Origin of the sequence: Paeniglutamicibacter sp. ORCA_105 (assembly GCF_045798545.1) — a bacterium.
Taxonomy (GTDB): Bacteria; Actinomycetota; Actinomycetes; order Actinomycetales; family Micrococcaceae; genus Paeniglutamicibacter; species Paeniglutamicibacter sulfureus.
Map to the genome: position 1 here is coordinate 1 of NZ_JBIXLM010000006.1, position 15,651 is coordinate 15,651.

Below are 15,651 nucleotides of genomic sequence, written 5' to 3' on the forward strand. Positions count from 1 at the left end.
CAACGCCCGGACCGTCGTTGCTTGGTGGCGATCCGGTTAGATACCGGCCGCGCGCTCCGCGGATTCGACCACGTTGGCCAACAGCATGGCACGGGTCATCGGGCCCACGCCGCCCGGGTTCGGGGAGATCCAGGAGGCAACCTCATGGGCCGCAGGTTCCACGTCGCCGGTGACAACGGCCTTGCCGTTCTCGTCATTGACGCGCGAGACACCCACGTCCAGCACGATCGCGCCGGGCTTGAGGTCCTTGGCCTTGATCATGTGTGGCTGGCCGGCTGCGGCGATGACCACGTCGGCCTCCGCCAGGTGCTGGGCCAGGTCCTTGGTGCCGGTGTGGGCCAGCGTGACCGTCGCATTGACGTCGCGGCGGGTCAGCAGCAGCCCGATCGGACGTCCGATGGTCACTCCGCGACCGACGACCAGCACGTTCTTGCCGTTCAGGTCGATGTCGTGGCGGGCCAGCAGCTCCACGCAGCCCTTGGGGGTGCAGGGCAGCGGGGAGGTCATCGGGCGGTTGACGTTGGCGACCAGGCGGCCGAGGTTCATCGGGTGCAGGCCGTCGGCGTCCTTGGCCGGGTCCATGGCCTCGAGGATGACGTCCTGGTCGATCTGCTTGGGCAGCGGCAACTGGACGATGTAGCCGGTGCATTCCGGGTTCTCGTTCAGCTCGCGGACCTTGGCCAGCAGTTCTTCCTGGGTGGTCTCCTCCGGCAGGTCCACGCGGATCGACTTGATGCCGACCTCGGCGCAGTCCTTGTGCTTGCCGCCGACGTACCAGGTCGAGCCCGGGTCGGATCCGACCAGGATGGTGCCAAGGCCCGGGGTGACGCCGCGTTCGGCGAGTTTGGCCACGCGTTCGGTCAGTTCGGCCTTGAGGGCCTTTGCCGTTGCCTTGCCGTCAAGAATCTGTGCAGTCATGTGTTTGTGGTGCTCCGTTTCAAGAGATTGTTCCCGTGCGCGCATGGTGCGGGCGGTGTTCGGTGGCCGGCGGCCGTTTACCAGTCTTCGAGGCCCTCATAGAGCGGGAAGGCCTTTGCCAGGGTGTTCACGCGCTTGGCCAGCGCGGCCTTGTCGGCCTTCTGTCCGTCACGCAGTGCGACACCAATGATGTCGGCGACCTCGGTGAAGGCAGCGGCGTCGAAACCGCGGGTGGCCAGCGCCGGGGTGCCGATGCGCAGGCCCGACGTGGTCATCGGCGGGCGCGGGTCGAACGGCACCGAGTTGCGGTTCACGGTGATGCCGATTTCATGCAGCAGGTCCTCGGCTTGCTTGCCGTCCAGCTCCGAATTGCGCAGGTCCACCAGGACCAGGTGCACGTCGGTGCCGCCGGTGAGCACCGAGACGCCCGCCGCGGTGACATCCTCGGCGGTGAGGCGCTCGGCCAGCAGCTTGGCACCTTCCAGGGTGAGCTCCTGGCGTGCCTTGAATTCCTCGCCGGCTGCGATCTTGAAGGCAACCGCCTTGCCGGCGATGGCGTGCATCAGCGGCCCGCCCTGGTGGCCCGGGAAGACGTTGGAGTTGATCTTCTTGGCCAGGTCGGCGTCGTTGGTGAGGATCAGCCCCGAGCGCGGACCCGCAAGGGTCTTGTGCACGGTGGAGGTCACTACGTCGGCGAAGGGCACTGGGTTGGGGTGCAGTCCTGCCGCGACCAGGCCGGCAAAGTGGGCCATGTCGACCCAGAGCTTGGCGCCAACCTCGTCGGCGATGGCACGGAAGGCGGCGAAATCGAGCTGGCGCGGGTAAGCGGACCAGCCGGCGATGATGACCTGAGGCTTCTCGGCGAGCGCCTGGGCACGGAGCTTGTCCATGTCCACGCGGAAGGTTTCCGGGTCGACCTCGTAGGCGGCAACCTTGTAGAGCTTGCCGGAGAAGTTCAGCTTCATGCCGTGGGTCAGGTGTCCGCCGTGGGCCAGGGAAAGGCCAAGGATCTTGTCCCCGGGTTCGATCATGGCCGATAGGGCAGCGGCGTTGGCGCTGGCGCCGGAGTGCGGCTGGACGTTGGCGAACTTGGAGCCAAAGAGGGTCTTCACGCGCTCGATGGCCAGGTTCTCGGCCACGTCCACGTGCTCGCAGCCGCCGTAGTAGCGGCGGCCCGGGTAGCCCTCGGCGTATTTGTTGGTCAGGACCGAGCCCTGGGCCTCGAGGACCGCGCGCGGGGCGAAGTTCTCCGAGGCGATCATTTCCAGGGTGTCGCGTTGGCGGCCCAGCTCAAGCTTGAGGACCTCGGCGATTTCCGGGTCGATCTCGGCGAGCGATTGGTTGGTCACGGGATTCTTGCTCATCTTTTGAACTCCAGTGGGTGAGGGTTGTTCTTCGGGCAGGGTCACATTGCGAATCATTCAACCCCCGGACCCAGGCGCGCGGTCCGTGGTTAGCTCATGTGCCGCTCCCCGGTGGTTCACCCCACCCAACGCCAGTTGCGACACCCTCCGATATTAGTCGGAATAGGCTTACGGGTCAGACTGTTACACCGGGTGACACTTGAATCTTCAATTACCACGTCCTCAAGGAGGGCCAGTCGACATGCAGTCTATGGGTGAGCAGTTGCGTACGGTAGTCATCGGTGCAGGCCAGGCAGGACTTTCCGCGGCCCACCACCTGCGGCGCAAGGGCTTGGTCCCCTTTCAGGACTTCGTGGTGCTGGATGCCAATGAAGGCCCGGGCGGCGCCTGGCGCCACCGTTGGGACTCGCTGACCTTTGACCGCGCCCACGGATTGCACTCCCTTCCCGGCATGGAATTGGACACACCAGACCCATCCGAACCGGCCTCCGCGGTGGTCACCCGATACTACGAGAACTACGAATCGGCGTTCGCCCTGCCGGTGATCCGGCCCTTCAAGGCCAAGACCGTCACCGGCTCGCTGGCCGAAGGCTTCACCGTCACCTCGACCGACGGCCGCCAGGTCCACGCCGCCACGCTCATCAACGCCACCGGAACCTGGGACAAGCCGTACTGGCCCTACTACCCCGGGGCACGGGAGTTCGCCGGGCGCCAGTTGCACACCCACGACTTCGTGGCACCGGAGCAATTCCTGGGCAAGCGGGTACTGGTGGTCGGCGGCGGGACCAGCGCAACGCAGTTCCTGCTCCAGCTTTCCGCCCTGGGGATCGACACCCTGTGGTCCACCCGGCAGGCACCTCAGTGGCGGGAAGCACCCCAGAACAAGTCCTGGGGCATCGAGGTGGAGATGAATGTCAACAGCCGCACCCGGGCGGGCCTGACTCCAAGATCCGTGGTCTCGGTAACGGGACTGCCGCTCACCGATTTCTACCGCGAGGGCATCGACTCCGGTGTGCTGGTCTCCCGCGGCGGGATTGATTCCATCTCTGCCCATGCCGTCACCTTCACCGACGGAACCACCGAGGCCGTCGACGTCATCCTGTGGGCCACCGGGTTCCGGGCGTCGCTTGACCACCTGGCTCCGCTGGGCCTGCGCGAACCCGGCGGCGGCATCGTCATGGGCGAGGACTCAGTCACCGTCGACAAGGTCCCGGGCCTCTTCCTGGTGGGCTACGGCGCCTCGGCCTCCACCGTCGGGGCAACGCGCGCCGGCCGAGCCGCAGCTGTTGCCGCGCAACGGCTGCTGGATGCACGCAGCGTCGCGGTGGTCGGTGCGGACTAGGAATGCTTCATTTACCGGCAGGATTCAGCCACCGCGGGGGCTGCCTGTAGCGTAATCCCCGTGAGCACCAACGAATTCATTGTGTCCCTGTCATGCCCCGACCGCCCGGGCATTGTCCATGCCGTCTCGGGAGCCTTGCTGAGTGCGGGTTGCAACATCACCGAGTCGCAGCAGTTCGAGAGCCCGGAGACCCACAACTTCTTCATGCGCATCGCCGTGGCCACCGGCCAGGATCTCGACGCCGTGCGCGGATCACTGGGCCCGGTCAAGGAACAGTTCGGGATGGAGCTGAAGGTCACCGCCGCGGGTTCCCGGGTACGCACCATGATCATGGTGTCCAAGGAAGGCCACGCCCTCAACGACCTGCTCTACTCCCAGCGTGCAGGGACCTTGCCGGTGGATATCCCGGTCATTGTCTCCAACCACCTGGATCTGAAGCCCATGGCCGATTTCCATGGCATTGAATTCATCCACATACCCGTCACCGCCGCGACCAAGGCCGAGGCCGAGGCCCGGTTGCTGGCCCTGGTTGACGAGCACGACATCGAGCTGGTGGTGCTGGCCCGCTACATGCAGATCCTGTCGGATGGCTTGTGCCGCGCACTGAACGGCCGTGCCATCAACATCCACCACTCGTTCCTGCCGTCTTTCAAGGGGGCCAAGCCCTACCACCAGGCGCACGCGCGCGGTGTGAAGATCATTGGTGCCACCGCCCACTATGTGACGGCTGACCTGGACGAGGGACCGATCATTGAGCAAGAGGTCATCCGCGTGGACCATGCACGCACCGCCGAGCAGTTCGTGGCGATGGGCCGGGATGTGGAGGGCCGCACGTTGACCCGGGCAGTGGCCTGGCATGCCGAGCGCCGCGTCATGCTCGACGGCTACCGGACCGTCGTCTTCTCCTAGTCCGGCGGGCCGGCACCTGGACGTGGTGCTGGCCCATTCTTCCCAGCCGCTTCCGGCGATGGCCCCTGAAGAGGTGTAGGCAGTGCTACTGCTCAGCGGCCCACTGGTCATGTTCATCCAGATGCTGGCGTTCGCTGGCTTCTGGTTGGGTCCCCGAATCGGCCAGCTGTTGCATGCGCCCCATCAGGTCCACGGCAACCGTCCAGGTTTCCAAGGTGGAGGGTGGATTGACGCCAGCGGCCCTGGCGATCTTGTTGCGCCATTTGTTGCTAAAGCCCAAAACCTGGTCACCGCCGATATCCCGGTCCCAGAGCCAGCGGGCCAATTGCCTGGCCTTAAGCATCCTGTTGGCCTCGGCGTGTGCGCCATGGCGGAAGGGATCGACCGCGGTGCTCGCCGCGGCCGGGGCGGAATCGACCGATTTCGCTTCGGCCACCACCGGCTCGAGAACTTCGGGCTCGATGTCCGGCAGGCCCACCGCCACGATTTCCGGACTGGTGTCGATGGAGTGAACCGCTGACCTGATGATCCCGTTCAGTCGTTCCAGGACCTCTGCCGGGATGTTCTCCGACTGCTCCTCAAGTGTGTGCCGGAGGGCCGCGACCATTTGCTCGTATACCTCAACCTTGTGCTGCGGCCACATCGTCCCAGCTGCTCCCGTTCTTTTGCATCCGAACACCGTCTCAGGTTCCGCAGCCCCAAGGCGCGGAGCCGAAGGACAACACTATCCGGTTGCCCAAGGCCGTGGCCACCGCGTGCCGCCCCCACACGATCCAGCCAGGCTCCGGCGGCAAGAATGCCGGCCCGCGGCCTCGTCCATGTCATAGCCCGGACTTCCGCACCCGCAGGGTGCCACCATCAGCCGAACCGATGGATGACCACGGGAGACCATGGTGGCCCGGGCCTCGCAAATTCCCGAAAACGGCATTGCGCCTTGTTGTGTCGTACAGCCAAAATGGGCGCAGGGCACAGGCTACAGTGGGTGTCATGGCCCACATCATCACCATTGACTCGATCACACCAACCGTCGACCCCACCGCTTTTGTGGCACCGACGGCCACGCTCTCCGGGGACGTCTCCCTCGCCGCAAACACCAGCGCCTTTTACGGCGTTTCGGCCCGCGGGGACTCGGACACCATTACCGTCAAGGAAGGCACCAATCTCCAGGACAACGTGGTCCTGCACGCGGATACCGGTTTTCCCTGCACCATCGGCGAGCGCGTCTCGGTGGGCCATTCGGCCGTTGTCCACGGCGCCATCGTGGGCAACGACTGCCTCATCGGCATGAGCGCGACCATCATGAACGGTGCCGTCATCGGGGAGAACTCCCTGGTGGCCGCAGGCGCCCTGGTGCTCGAGGGAACGCAGGTTCCCCCGCGCTCGCTGGTTGCCGGGGTCCCGGCCAAGGTCCGCCGCGAACTGAGCGACGAGGAGGTGGAGAACCTGAAGGAAAACGCCGCCCACTACCTGGTGCTGGCGGCAAAGCACCGTGAGGCCAACGCCTCACTCTAGGTCCACACCCGCCCACGAAATAGGGAGCACACAAGCGATGGTCAGTTATATCCAGGCACCACCCACCGCACACCCGGGAGCCCCCTCGCCAATCAAGGCCACGGGCCGCACACTGAACTGGGGCGTCGTTTCCACCGGACGCATCGTCGGAAGGGTCATTGCCGACCTGCAATCACTCGAGGACGCCAACGTGATGGCGGTGTCCTCGCGCAGCGAGAAACGCGCCCGCGCCTTCGCCGACGAACATGACATCGAATGGGCCTACGGCTCCCACGACGCCATGTTTGCCGAGCCGGAAATCGACGCCGTGTACATCGGCACCCCGCACGGGCAGCACTTTGAGATCGCCATGTCCGCGCTGAAATCCGGCAAACACGTGATCTGCGAAAAGTCCCTGACCATCAATGCCGACGAGGCCCGTGCCCTGGTCGCCGAGGCCCGGGACCGCGACCTTTTCCTGATGGAAGCCGTTTGGTCCCGCTTCACCCCGGCGTTTGGCCGTGCCCTGGACATCCTGGAATCCGGCGAGCTCGGGGAACCTTCCTGGGTCCAAGCGGACCTTGGTTTCCTGGCCCCCTACGACCCGACGTGGCGGCTCTACGATCCGGCTGCCGGCGGCGGCGCCCTGCTGGACATGGGCGTGTATCCCCTCACCTGGGCCATCGGCGCCTTCGGCTTCCCGACCTCGGTGCAGGCCAGCTGCGACCTCAACGAGGACGGCGTGGACATCCAGACCGCCATCACCCTGGGCTACTCCGGCGTGCGCCATGCCCAGCTCATGGTGTCGCTGACCAGCTCCCCCACCAAGGAAGCGCGGATCGCCTGCACCAATGGCTGGCTGGGGACCAATGCTCCGCTGCACAACCCCACGAAGCTCTTCATCCACCCGGCCGACGGCCCGGCACGAACCGAGGTCTTCGAACCCGTGGGCGAGAACTTCACGTTTGAGTTCCGCGAGGCGACCAGGTGCATCCAGCAGGGGCTCAACGAATCCCCCACCATGCCCTGGGAACACTCGATCAACACCATGGCCATTTTCGATGGTATCCGCCACCAATTGGGGATCCGTTACCCGAACGACCTCGTCGCGAGGTAGGCCCGTTCGCCGGACAGCAGAAGGGGGGTTGTGGTGTCGGAGGATACTCCGACACCACAAAACCCCCACTTTTTCCATGTTCGAAATCTCCAGGCGAGCCAGGGACTGCAGACAGGCTTTCCGCACCCCGGATCGCACGCGTACTTCGATTCCGATGAGTTTTCGCTGGGTTCCCGGGCAGGAGGCATGCTGCGGCGGACCGCTTATTACGCCGGTTCCCAGACGGCCAGGACCTGGCGCAGCCGCGGATCATCATCCGGACGCATATCCACCAGTGCTGCCTGCCGGATCCCGACCTGGTCACCGGGAAACAGTCGTGTGGCGGCATGGGTGATGTGCGGGCGGTAATTCGAGCGGTTGTGCTGGGTGCCGGGCAGGTGGACCTGCGGTCCCAGCGCTTCCAGTGCGTCCACATGGAGCCGATGCAGCGCCGGTTCCGGTTCCACCAGCGAGACCGGCACGGACGCGTTGCGGCCGAACTGCGCATCCGGGCCGATGCGCACGCCAAAGCCCAGCCGCGCTGGCAGCACGCCGTCGAGCCTGGCGCGTACGACGTCGGCGGTTTCCCGGGTGTCGAAGCGCACCAAGGTGATGTGCAGCGGCCAGTCCGACCGGGGGAAGACCAGACCGGCCTGCACGGGAACGACAAAGGCAACGAGGACATATGCGCCCATGGTTCAGGATAGGCACACAGTCCCGGATTCCGCACGGCCTCGAGTTGCCGGTGACGATGCCACAAGGATCCCTTGGCCGGACTGTTATCGTCCGGCCAAGGGATCCTTGTGTTACTACGGGCTACCGGCTACTTGGCCGCAAGCTGCGATTCTGCGTCGAACGCGGCGTTCTTGGCGCTGCTGCGGCGCCAGTAAGCGGCGATGAAGGCTCCGGAGAGGTTGTGCCAGACCGAGAACACGGCGCCGGGCAACGCGGCTTCGGGGGTGAAATAAGTCTTGGCCAGACCCGAGGCCAGACCCGAGTTCTGCATGCCCACCTCGATGGCCATGGTGCGGCGGCTGGCAATGGGCTGCTTGAAGAGCTTGGCGGTTCCATAGCCCAAGGCAATGCCACCGGCGTTGTGCAGGATGACTGCCAGCAGGATCAACAGGCCGGCACTGAAGATTGCGGCGGCGCTGCCGGCAACCACGATGAGCACCACGCCGGTGATGGCGAGGACCGAGACCCAGGGAAGGGCGGGGAGCAGCTTCGCGACCAAGCGCGGCAGGATCACCCGCAGCACCAGGCCCAGGACCACCGGGATGAGTACGATCTGCACGATCGACTTGGCCATTGATCCGGCGTCCACCGGCAGGTACTGGCCGGCCAGCCACAGCGTCAGCAACGGGGTGAAGATGGGGGCGAGCAGGGTGGAGATCGAGGTCATGGTCACCGAAAGCGCAACATCACCCTTGGCGAGGTACGTCACCACGTTGGAGGCGGTGCCGCCCGGCGCGCAACCGACGAGGATAACGCCGGCGGCCAGGGCCGGAGGCAACTGAAGAAGCATCGCAATGCCCAGGCCCAGCAGGGGCATGATCACGTACTGTGCCACAACACCCAGGAACACCGGCAGCGGCTTGCGCACGACCATCGCAAAGTCGGGCAGCGTCAGGGTCAGGCCCATGCCGAACATGATGACCATCAGCAAGGGGTTGATGGCCTTCGAGAACCCACTGAAGGAGTCCGGGGTCAGCAGCGCAATCGCGCCGCCGGCCAGGACGAGCAGCGGAAAAAGCGTCACGGCAATCTTGGCACTGCGCTCTTCGGCGTCCAGTCCGGGCTTGGGTTGTACGTTTCGATCAGTTGACATGAAAAAATGGTGACAAACTGACCAAGTAATGTCCAATCCGATCACCAGTTCGTTCAACATCAGCCATTCGTCGCGGATAAACCACCGCTTATCGCACCTTCCGGGGTCCATGTGACTGAGCTCGGTCATGCAGCGGGCCACAACGACCAAGGGCAGGAGCGGACCGGCTGCCAGACGCCGGCCCGCTTCCGCCCCTCCGGCACTGCGGGAACTCCCATACCCGCAGTGCCGTTCGTTCCGGTTCCGGCGATCAAGCACGGTACCCGGTCATGCGGTGTTCCTTCGCGGCCCCCTCAGACCAGGTACGGGAACACCGCAAGCTTTTTCTCAGGCGGCGGCGCGCTGCAGCGAGGCATCCCGCGCCGCAGCCAGCCCCAGCTCCAGGTCCGCGATGAGGTCCTCCACCTGCTCGATGCCCACCGAAAGCCGGACCAAGTTCCGCGGCACCGCAAGCGGGGTGCCGATCACCGAGGCGTGGGTCATTTCCGCGGAGTAGCAAACCAGCGACTCGACCCCTCCCAGGGAAACGGAGAGCGCAAAGAGCTGGGTCGATTCGGCAAAAGCCCGAGCGGCCGCCTCCCCTCCGGCAAATTGCATCGAGACGATCCCGCCAAAGCCGTTGGACTGTGCCTTGGCCAGTTCGTGGCCGGGATGGGTTTCCAGGCCCGGATAGAGCACCGTCGCAATTTCCTCGCGACCGTGGAGCCAGCCGGCGATGGCGGCGGCGTTCGAACAGTGGCGCTCCATGCGCAGACCCAGGGTCTTCAACCCCCGGGCCGCGAGGAAGCAGTCCTGCGGCCCGGCCACTGCTCCCCCGGCAAATTGCTGGAAGCCCACGGCCTCGGCGAGGTCCTGGCCGCGGAATGCCCGGTCCGCCACGATCACTGCGCCGCCGAGCACATCCGAGTGCCCGCCGATGTACTTGGTGGTCGAATGCACCACCACGTCGGCACCCAGGGTGAGCGGGCGCTGCAGGAACGGGGTGGCGAAGGTGTTGTCCACGACCAGCAGTGCCCCTGCGGCGTGCGCGATTCCGGCCCAGCCCGCGACATCCGCGATGCCCAGCAGCGGATTGGACGGGGTCTCCACCCAGAGCAGCGCGGTCCTGCCCGGTTGCACCGCGGCCTGGACCGCCGCGAGGTCTGTGATGTCCACGGGGGTGTTGGTGATCCCCCACTTGCCGTGAAGGCGGTTGATGAGCCGGTTGGTGCCGCCGTAGCCGTCGGAACCAAGGACGATGTGGTCCCCGGGCTCGAGCACCGCGCGCAGCAGCGCATCCTCGGCGGCGATGCCGGAGGCGAACGCGAAGCCGGCGTGGCCCGCCTCCAGCGCGGTGAGCTGGGTTTCAAATCCGCTGCGGGTCGGGTTGGAGCCGCGGGAGTATTCGTGCCCGCTGCGCAGCACGTTGATCCCGTCCTGGACAAAGGTGCTGGTCTGGTAGATCGGCGGGATGACCGCGCCGGTCAACGGGTCCGGTTCCTGGCCGGCGTGGATGGCCTGGGTGTTGAAGCCGTGGTTGGTGGTGGTGCCCATGGTGACTCGTCCCTTTCTCTAGGCGTTGATGGTTTCGCGCGGCGCTGCGGCCGGCGTGGCGGACTCGGTGCCCAGGGCATCGAGGGCTCCGAGCAGGTCCGCCACCAGGTCGGCGGCGTCCTCGAGCCCGGCGGAGATGCGCAGCGTGCCGGCTTTGATCCCGGCGGTCGCCAATTGGGACGCGTTGAGCCGGCAATGGGTCATGGCCGCCGGGTGAACCACCAGGGAGCGGGTGTCCCCGATGTTCGCGGCCAGGGCGAAGAGCCGAAGCGAATCGACCAGCCCCGGCACTGCAGCCGGATCCTTGAGGTCGAAGGAGAACACGCAGCCGGTGCCCCGGGGGAAGTCGCGTGCAGCAAGCGCGTGGTCGGGATGGGTGTGTTCCGAGGGGTGGTGGACCGTGGCCACTGCCGGGTGCGCGGCCAGCGCCCGGGTCAGGGCGAGCACGTTGTCCTGGGCCTTGGCCACGCGCAGGGAAAGCGTCTCGATGCCCGTGAGGATCGCCGAGGCGGAGGCAGCAGGGAGCGTGGGTCCCAGGTCGTGCAGGAACTTCGAACGCAGCAGCATCAGGTAGGCCTTGGACCCGTAACGGTCCAGCAGCGAGTCCCCGTAGTAGCGCGCCCGCGGCGCGGCAATCTGCGGCCAGCGGGCGGCATCGGAGAAATCGAAGGTGCCCGCGTCAATGACCAGTCCCCCAAGAACCGATCCGTGTCCCGCCAGCGCCTTGGTGGCAGAGTGCACGACCACGTCCGCCCCGAAGTCGATGGGGCGGTAGGCGGCGGGTGTGGCCAGGGTGTTGTCCACGACCACCGGGATGCCCGCGGCGTGGGCCGCCTCGGTGATGGAGCGCAGGTCAACCAGGGTGATCAGCGGGTTGGAGACCGACTCCAGCAGGAAACCCCGGGTCTTTTCGGTGATGGCCGCGGCCCAGGCCGCGGGGTCGGCAGGGTCCACGAAGCTCACGCTCACGCCGAAGTCGGCGAAGGTGTCCGTGAGCAGGTCCACGGTGCCGCCGTAGAGCTTGTTGGAGGCCACCAGGTGGCCCGGGCCCTGCAGCAGGGCCAGCAGGGAGATCGCGACGGCTGACTGCCCGGTGGCGGTGGCGATGGCGCCGATCCCGCCCTCGAGGGCGGCTGCGCGTTCCTCCAGCACCGCGACGGTCGGGTTGCCGGTGCGTGAATAGGTGTAGCCCGGTTCCCTGAGCGCGAAGAGCTTCGCGGCGGTGGCGTAGTCGGGGAACTGGTAGGCGGCGGAGTTGTAGATCGGCACGGTCATGGGGCGGTGCGGGGCAGCCGGGGCGTACCCGGAGTGGATTTCGGTGGTGGCGTTGCGCCAGGTGCTGGAGGCCATGATCGTGCCTTTCGGGCCGAAGGGAAGTCGAAGCTTGGTCGGTGAGGGGGGCGCGGGCGGCGACCGCGGCTTCCACCAGGTTGGCCAGCGAGGCCTCGGTTTCCGCGTACCCGCGGGTCTTCAGGCCGCAGTCGGGGTTGATCCACAGCGCCTTGGCATCCAGGGAGGCCAGCGCGATGTCGATGAGCTCGGCGACCTCGGCGGTGGAGGGCACGCGCGGGGAGTGGATGTCGTACACGCCCGGGCCGATGCCGCGGGAGTAGCCGAACTGCGTCAAATCCGCGGTGACCTCCATGCGGGAGCGGGCTGCCTCGATCGAGGTGACGTCCGCATCCAGTGCGTCGATGGCCTCGATGATCTCGCCGAACTCCGAGTAGCACAGGTGCGTGTGGATCTGGGTGGCATCGGTGGCCCCGGAGGTCGCCAGACGGAAGGAGTCAACGCTCCAGCCCAAGTACTTGGCCTGGTCGGTGGCGCGCAGCGGCAGCAGTTCGCGCAGCGCCGGCTCGTCGACCTGGATGATGCCGATGCCGGCGTCCTGCAGGTCGGCGATCTCGTCGCGCAGCGCCAGGGCGACCTGGTTGGCGGAGGTGGACAGCGGCTGGTCGTCGCGGATGAAGCTCCAGGCCAGGATGGTCACCGGACCGGTGAGCATGCCCTTGAGCGGCTTGTTGGTCAGCGAGGCGGCGTAGGAAATCCACGGGACGGTGAAGGCCGCCGGACGGGAGACATCCCCCCAGAGGATCGAGGGGCGGGTGGCGCGCGATCCGTAGGACTGCACCCAGCCGTTTTCGGTCTCGGTGAAGCCGTCGAAGTTCTCGGCGAAGTACTGGACCATGTCGTTGCGCTCGGCCTCGCCGTGCACCAGCACGTCAAGGCCCAGGCGTTCCTGCAGCTGCACGACGCGGGCGATCTCGGCCTTGAGGAAACCGTCGTAGGCGGCGTCGTCGATGGTGCCGGCCTTGTGGGCGGCGCGGGCGGTGCGGACCTCGGAAGTCTGCGGGAACGAGCCGATGGTGGTGGTCGGCAGCGGCGGCAGCGCCAGGGCGCGTTCCTGGGCGGCCTTGCGGGTCTCCGCGTCGGAACGGGAGAAGTCGGCGGTGGTGAGGTTGGCCAGGCGCTCGCGCACCGAGGCCACGGTGGTCCCGGCGAATCCGGCGCGGTGCGCGATGGCCGATTCGGCGGCCGAGAGCTCGGCGGCGATCGCGGATTCGCCCTCGGACAGGCCCTTGGCCAGGGTGATGACCTCGGCGACCTTCTGGTTGGCGAAGGCAAGCCATGTGGGCAGGTGGGTCGGCAGGTTCGCTTCCTGGGCCACATCGTGCGGGACGTGCTGCAGCGAGGTGGCGGTTCCCACGGCCAGGGTGCCGCCTGCCTTTTCGACCCGGGTGCGCAGCGCGGCGAGCGTGCCCAGCGAGGCTGCGAGGTCGTTGCGCCAGATGTTGCGCGAGTCCACGATGCCCGCGACCAGGGTGGAACCGGCAAGGTCGCCCAGGAATTCGGTGGTGGGGAGGGCGCCGCGGACCAGGTCGGCGTGCACTGCCTCGACGCCGGCGCGGGCCAGCAGGCCCTGGGTGGCGCCCGGGCGGGTGATGTCCCCGGCGGTGCCGTAGCCCAGGCTCACGAACAGTGCGGGACGCTCGGTGGCGGCGGCCAGCTTGGAATAGACGGTCTCGGCGAGTGCACCGGGGACGGCCAGGGCGGCGCCGCGGTCGGTGACCAGTGCCGGCTCGTCCAGCTGCACCCACGGTGCCCCGGCGGCGGCCAGGGCTGCAAGGACCTGGGCGTAGGCGTTGACCACTTCGTCGATGCGCGACAGCGGGTCGAAGCCGGCGGGAGCGCCGTCCTCGGCCTTGGCCAGCAGCAGGTAGCTGATCGGGCCCACGAGGGTGGGGCGGATGGTGTTGCCGTTGGCCGCGTGGGCGGTGAAGGATTCGACAAGCGCCGCGGCGTTGGCCTTGATGGGGGTCGCTTCCCCGATTTCCGGGACCAGGTAGTGGTAGTTGGTGTCGAACCACTTGGTCATTTCCAGCGGGGCGCGGGATTCGTCGCCGCGGGCCAGCACGAAGGAAGCGGCGGTGTCGATGGCGCCGTTCTGGCCTGCCAGGTCCGCGAAGCGGGTGGGCAGGGCCGAGAGGGCGACGGTGGCGTCGAGCACCTGGTCGTAGTAGGCGAAGTCGCCGGGCAGCGAGGCGTCATCGGGCTTGAGCCCGAGTCCGGTGAGCTTGGCCAGGTTGGCGTTCTGCAGTTGGCGGGCCGCGGCGTGCAGCGCGGCCTCGTCGGTGCGTGAGGCCCAGTGCGATTCGAGGGCCTTCTTGAGCTCGCGGTTGGGTCCGATGCGCGGGTAGCCGAGGATGGATGCGGCGGGGAAAGTTGGCTTCGACATGGTGGTTCTCCTATTTGTTCTGACGTTGTGGAAAGCGGTGGGAAGGTGTGTGGTTCTAGACAGCTGCGCGGGTGGCCCAGGTGTTGCTGGCCTGTGCGCGGGTCCGCGGCAATTCGAGCTGCTCGACGACATCGAGGGAGCCGCGGTGGTCGTTGAAGGTGTAGAGGTGCACGCCCGGTGCCCCGTCGTCGAAGGCCCTCCGGGCCAGGGTGACTGCGGCGTCCACGCCGATGCGGTGGCGCTCGGAATCCGAGCCGGCGGTTTCCAGCGCGTGGGCCAGGATCGGGTCCGGGGCAATCCCGGCCATCGAGGCCAGCCGGTTCAGGCGCCTGACCGAGTTCAGCGGGATGACGCCGGGGATGATCGGGATGGTGACCCCAGCGCGGCGGGCCGAATCCACGAGGTTGGTGTACTCATTGGCACGGAAGTAGACCTGGGTGATGGCGTAGTTGGCCCCGGAGCGCTCCTTGGCCAGCAACACTTCCACATCGTGTTCGAAGGATGGGGATTCGGGGTGCCGGATCGGGTAGGCGGCGACACCCACCCCCAGTCTTCCTCCGGCCAGGGCGGCCGAGTGGTCGGTCTCAACCTCGCGGATCAGCTCGATCAGGTAGCGGGCGAAGGGGAACTCGCCGCGCCAGTCCTCGGGGTCCGTCGGCAGGTCCCCGCGCAGCGCCAGCACCCCGCGGACCCCGAGGGAAACGAAGTGGCGGATCAGGTTCTGCAGGGATTCGCGGCTCTCCCCCACACAGGTCAGGTGTGCCAGGGGGCGCAGCCGGGTGTTCTGGATCAAGTGCTCGATCAGTTCAAGGGACGCGTTTCGGCGTGCCGGGGAGCCCGAATAGGTCACCGACACGTAGTCGGGATCGGTCGCCTCCAGGGCCCGGATGCTGTTGAAGATTCCCTCGGCGGCGTCGCGGTTCGCCGGAGGGTACAACTCGTAGGACAGTGACGGCGGTGCGGCTGTCGTTCCAATACTCATGCATGTCTCCTCGTCGATTCGAGGGAGGCATCAGGGATCGCCACAAAAGCCCCAGGGATCCGTCACGGATGTCCTGCGGCGATGATGAGTGAACGCTGAAGCGGCTCCATCGCTTCTGGCAGTAGCACCCTCGCCGATGGAGTCCCAGGGAAGGGAATCCATCGGATGATGGTTGCTGCGGCGTCAACGAGCCAGATCTCTCAGCCGCTCTTGATGGTTGATGTATTCATCTTGGAACAGGTTCGAGGGCACGTGCAAGGAGCTTGCCGGCACAGCCGTCACGAAGGGCAAAATCACTTCATGTGTCCACACGGCGTCATTTTCGCCGGGCCGCCGCGGTCACATTGTTACGGCCGTCCATTCGCGTTTTCGGTGTATCCGCAGGGATTCCCGGCACCGGCATGACGTCGCGGGACTTCCGTGAAGCCAATGTGACGCGAAGGAGTGGCGTG

Annotated in this window: 12 protein-coding genes, 1 pseudogene and 2 riboswitches; of the genes and pseudogenes, 4 read left to right on the forward strand and 9 right to left on the reverse strand. The window is 66.6% G+C overall.

Translation table 11 applies throughout. From position 1 onward, the window contains the following. Nucleotides 1–36 precede the first annotated feature (36 nt). Both ACIPUB_RS04240 and glyA read right to left on the reverse strand, forming a co-directional pair. Nucleotides 37–918 (reverse strand): bifunctional methylenetetrahydrofolate dehydrogenase/methenyltetrahydrofolate cyclohydrolase, encoded by an 882-nt coding sequence (locus tag ACIPUB_RS04240; RefSeq protein ID WP_407606227.1) that lies wholly within the window; start codon nt 916–918, stop codon nt 37–39. Between the two features lie 77 nt (nt 919–995). Next, nucleotides 996–2,282 (reverse strand): serine hydroxymethyltransferase, encoded by a 1,287-nt coding sequence (glyA, locus tag ACIPUB_RS04245; protein ID WP_407606228.1) that lies wholly within the window; start codon nt 2,280–2,282, stop codon nt 996–998. A 61-nt stretch (nt 2,283–2,343) separates the two neighbouring features. Beyond that, nucleotides 2,344–2,431, reverse strand: a riboswitch (ZMP/ZTP riboswitch). Between the two features lie 92 nt (nt 2,432–2,523). Here glyA and ACIPUB_RS04250 point away from each other — a divergent pair. Then, nucleotides 2,524–3,624, forward strand: coding sequence for a flavin-containing monooxygenase (locus tag ACIPUB_RS04250; protein ID WP_407606229.1), 1,101 nt, complete (start codon nt 2,524–2,526; stop codon nt 3,622–3,624). A gap of 60 nt (nt 3,625–3,684) precedes the next feature. Continuing rightward, nucleotides 3,685–4,533, forward strand: coding sequence for a formyltetrahydrofolate deformylase (purU, locus tag ACIPUB_RS04255; RefSeq protein ID WP_407606230.1), 849 nt, complete (start codon nt 3,685–3,687; stop codon nt 4,531–4,533). 85 nt (nt 4,534–4,618) lie between these two features. Here the strand turns inward: purU and ACIPUB_RS04260 are convergent, their stop codons facing one another. Then, nucleotides 4,619–5,176 carry a hypothetical protein gene (locus ACIPUB_RS04260; RefSeq protein ID WP_407606231.1) on the reverse strand — a complete coding sequence of 186 codons (558 nt, stop codon included), beginning with the start codon at nt 5,174–5,176 and terminating at the stop codon, nt 4,619–4,621. A gap of 344 nt (nt 5,177–5,520) precedes the next feature. Between ACIPUB_RS04260 and ACIPUB_RS04265 the strand changes: the two genes are divergently transcribed. Further along, nucleotides 5,521–6,045, forward strand: a complete 525-nt coding sequence (locus ACIPUB_RS04265; protein ID WP_407606232.1) for a gamma carbonic anhydrase family protein — start codon at nt 5,521–5,523, stop codon at nt 6,043–6,045. A 37-nt stretch (nt 6,046–6,082) separates the two neighbouring features. Next, nucleotides 6,083–7,141: a Gfo/Idh/MocA family protein gene (locus tag ACIPUB_RS04270; RefSeq protein ID WP_407606233.1), complete on the forward strand. Its 1,059-nt coding sequence runs from the start codon at nt 6,083–6,085 to the stop codon at nt 7,139–7,141. Between the two features lie 206 nt (nt 7,142–7,347). On the opposite strand, the gene ACIPUB_RS04275 is transcribed toward ACIPUB_RS04270, so the two are convergent. From ACIPUB_RS04275 to ACIPUB_RS04300, 6 genes and pseudogenes are all read right to left on the reverse strand, one after another. Then, nucleotides 7,348–7,815: a 2'-5' RNA ligase family protein gene (locus ACIPUB_RS04275; protein WP_407606234.1), complete on the reverse strand. Its 468-nt coding sequence runs from the start codon at nt 7,813–7,815 to the stop codon at nt 7,348–7,350. A 128-nt stretch (nt 7,816–7,943) separates the two neighbouring features. Then, on the reverse strand, nt 7,944–8,948 hold the full coding sequence (locus ACIPUB_RS04280; RefSeq protein ID WP_407606235.1) for a bile acid:sodium symporter family protein: 1,005 nt from the start codon (nt 8,946–8,948) through the stop codon (nt 7,944–7,946). Between the two features lie 327 nt (nt 8,949–9,275). Beyond that, complete coding sequence (locus tag ACIPUB_RS04285) at nt 9,276–10,481, reverse strand: cystathionine gamma-synthase (RefSeq protein ID WP_407606236.1); 1,206 nt, start codon at nt 10,479–10,481, stop codon at nt 9,276–9,278. An 18-nt stretch (nt 10,482–10,499) separates the two neighbouring features. Continuing rightward, the gene (locus ACIPUB_RS04290) at nt 10,500–11,831 is read right to left on the reverse strand and encodes an O-acetylhomoserine aminocarboxypropyltransferase/cysteine synthase family protein (RefSeq protein ID WP_407606237.1); all 1,332 of its coding nucleotides are present in this window, start codon (nt 11,829–11,831) and stop codon (nt 10,500–10,502) included. A 43-nt stretch (nt 11,832–11,874) separates the two neighbouring features. Further along, nucleotides 11,875–14,217 (reverse strand): annotated as a pseudogene (metE, locus tag ACIPUB_RS04295) (5-methyltetrahydropteroyltriglutamate--homocysteine S-methyltransferase); the annotation flags it as partial. A gap of 55 nt (nt 14,218–14,272) precedes the next feature. Next, nucleotides 14,273–15,199, reverse strand: a complete 927-nt coding sequence (locus tag ACIPUB_RS04300) for a methylenetetrahydrofolate reductase (protein ID WP_407606238.1) — start codon at nt 15,197–15,199, stop codon at nt 14,273–14,275. Between the two features lie 103 nt (nt 15,200–15,302). After that, nucleotides 15,303–15,419, reverse strand: a riboswitch (SAM riboswitch). Between the last annotated feature and the right edge of the window lie 232 nt (nt 15,420–15,651).

Coding starts and splice junctions, on each gene's coding strand:
- ACIPUB_RS04275 (WP_407606234.1), bottom strand. CDS start 7,815: ATGGGCGCATATGTCCTCGTTGCCTTTGTCGTTCCCGTGCAGGCCGGT.
- ACIPUB_RS04270 (WP_407606233.1), top strand. CDS start 6,083: ATGGTCAGTTATATCCAGGCACCACCCACCGCACACCCGGGAGCCCCC.
- ACIPUB_RS04265 (WP_407606232.1), top strand. CDS start 5,521: ATGGCCCACATCATCACCATTGACTCGATCACACCAACCGTCGACCCC.
- ACIPUB_RS04280 (WP_407606235.1), bottom strand. CDS start 8,948: ATGTCAACTGATCGAAACGTACAACCCAAGCCCGGACTGGACGCCGAA.
- ACIPUB_RS04290 (WP_407606237.1), bottom strand. CDS start 11,831: ATGGCCTCCAGCACCTGGCGCAACGCCACCACCGAAATCCACTCCGGG.
- ACIPUB_RS04260 (WP_407606231.1), bottom strand. CDS start 5,176: ATGTGGCCGCAGCACAAGGTTGAGGTATACGAGCAAATGGTCGCGGCC.
- ACIPUB_RS04285 (WP_407606236.1), bottom strand. CDS start 10,481: ATGGGCACCACCACCAACCACGGCTTCAACACCCAGGCCATCCACGCC.
- ACIPUB_RS04300 (WP_407606238.1), bottom strand. CDS start 15,199: ATGAGTATTGGAACGACAGCCGCACCGCCGTCACTGTCCTACGAGTTG.
- glyA (WP_407606228.1), bottom strand. CDS start 2,282: ATGAGCAAGAATCCCGTGACCAACCAATCGCTCGCCGAGATCGACCCG.
- ACIPUB_RS04240 (WP_407606227.1), bottom strand. CDS start 918: ATGACTGCACAGATTCTTGACGGCAAGGCAACGGCAAAGGCCCTCAAG.
- ACIPUB_RS04250 (WP_407606229.1), top strand. CDS start 2,524: ATGCAGTCTATGGGTGAGCAGTTGCGTACGGTAGTCATCGGTGCAGGC.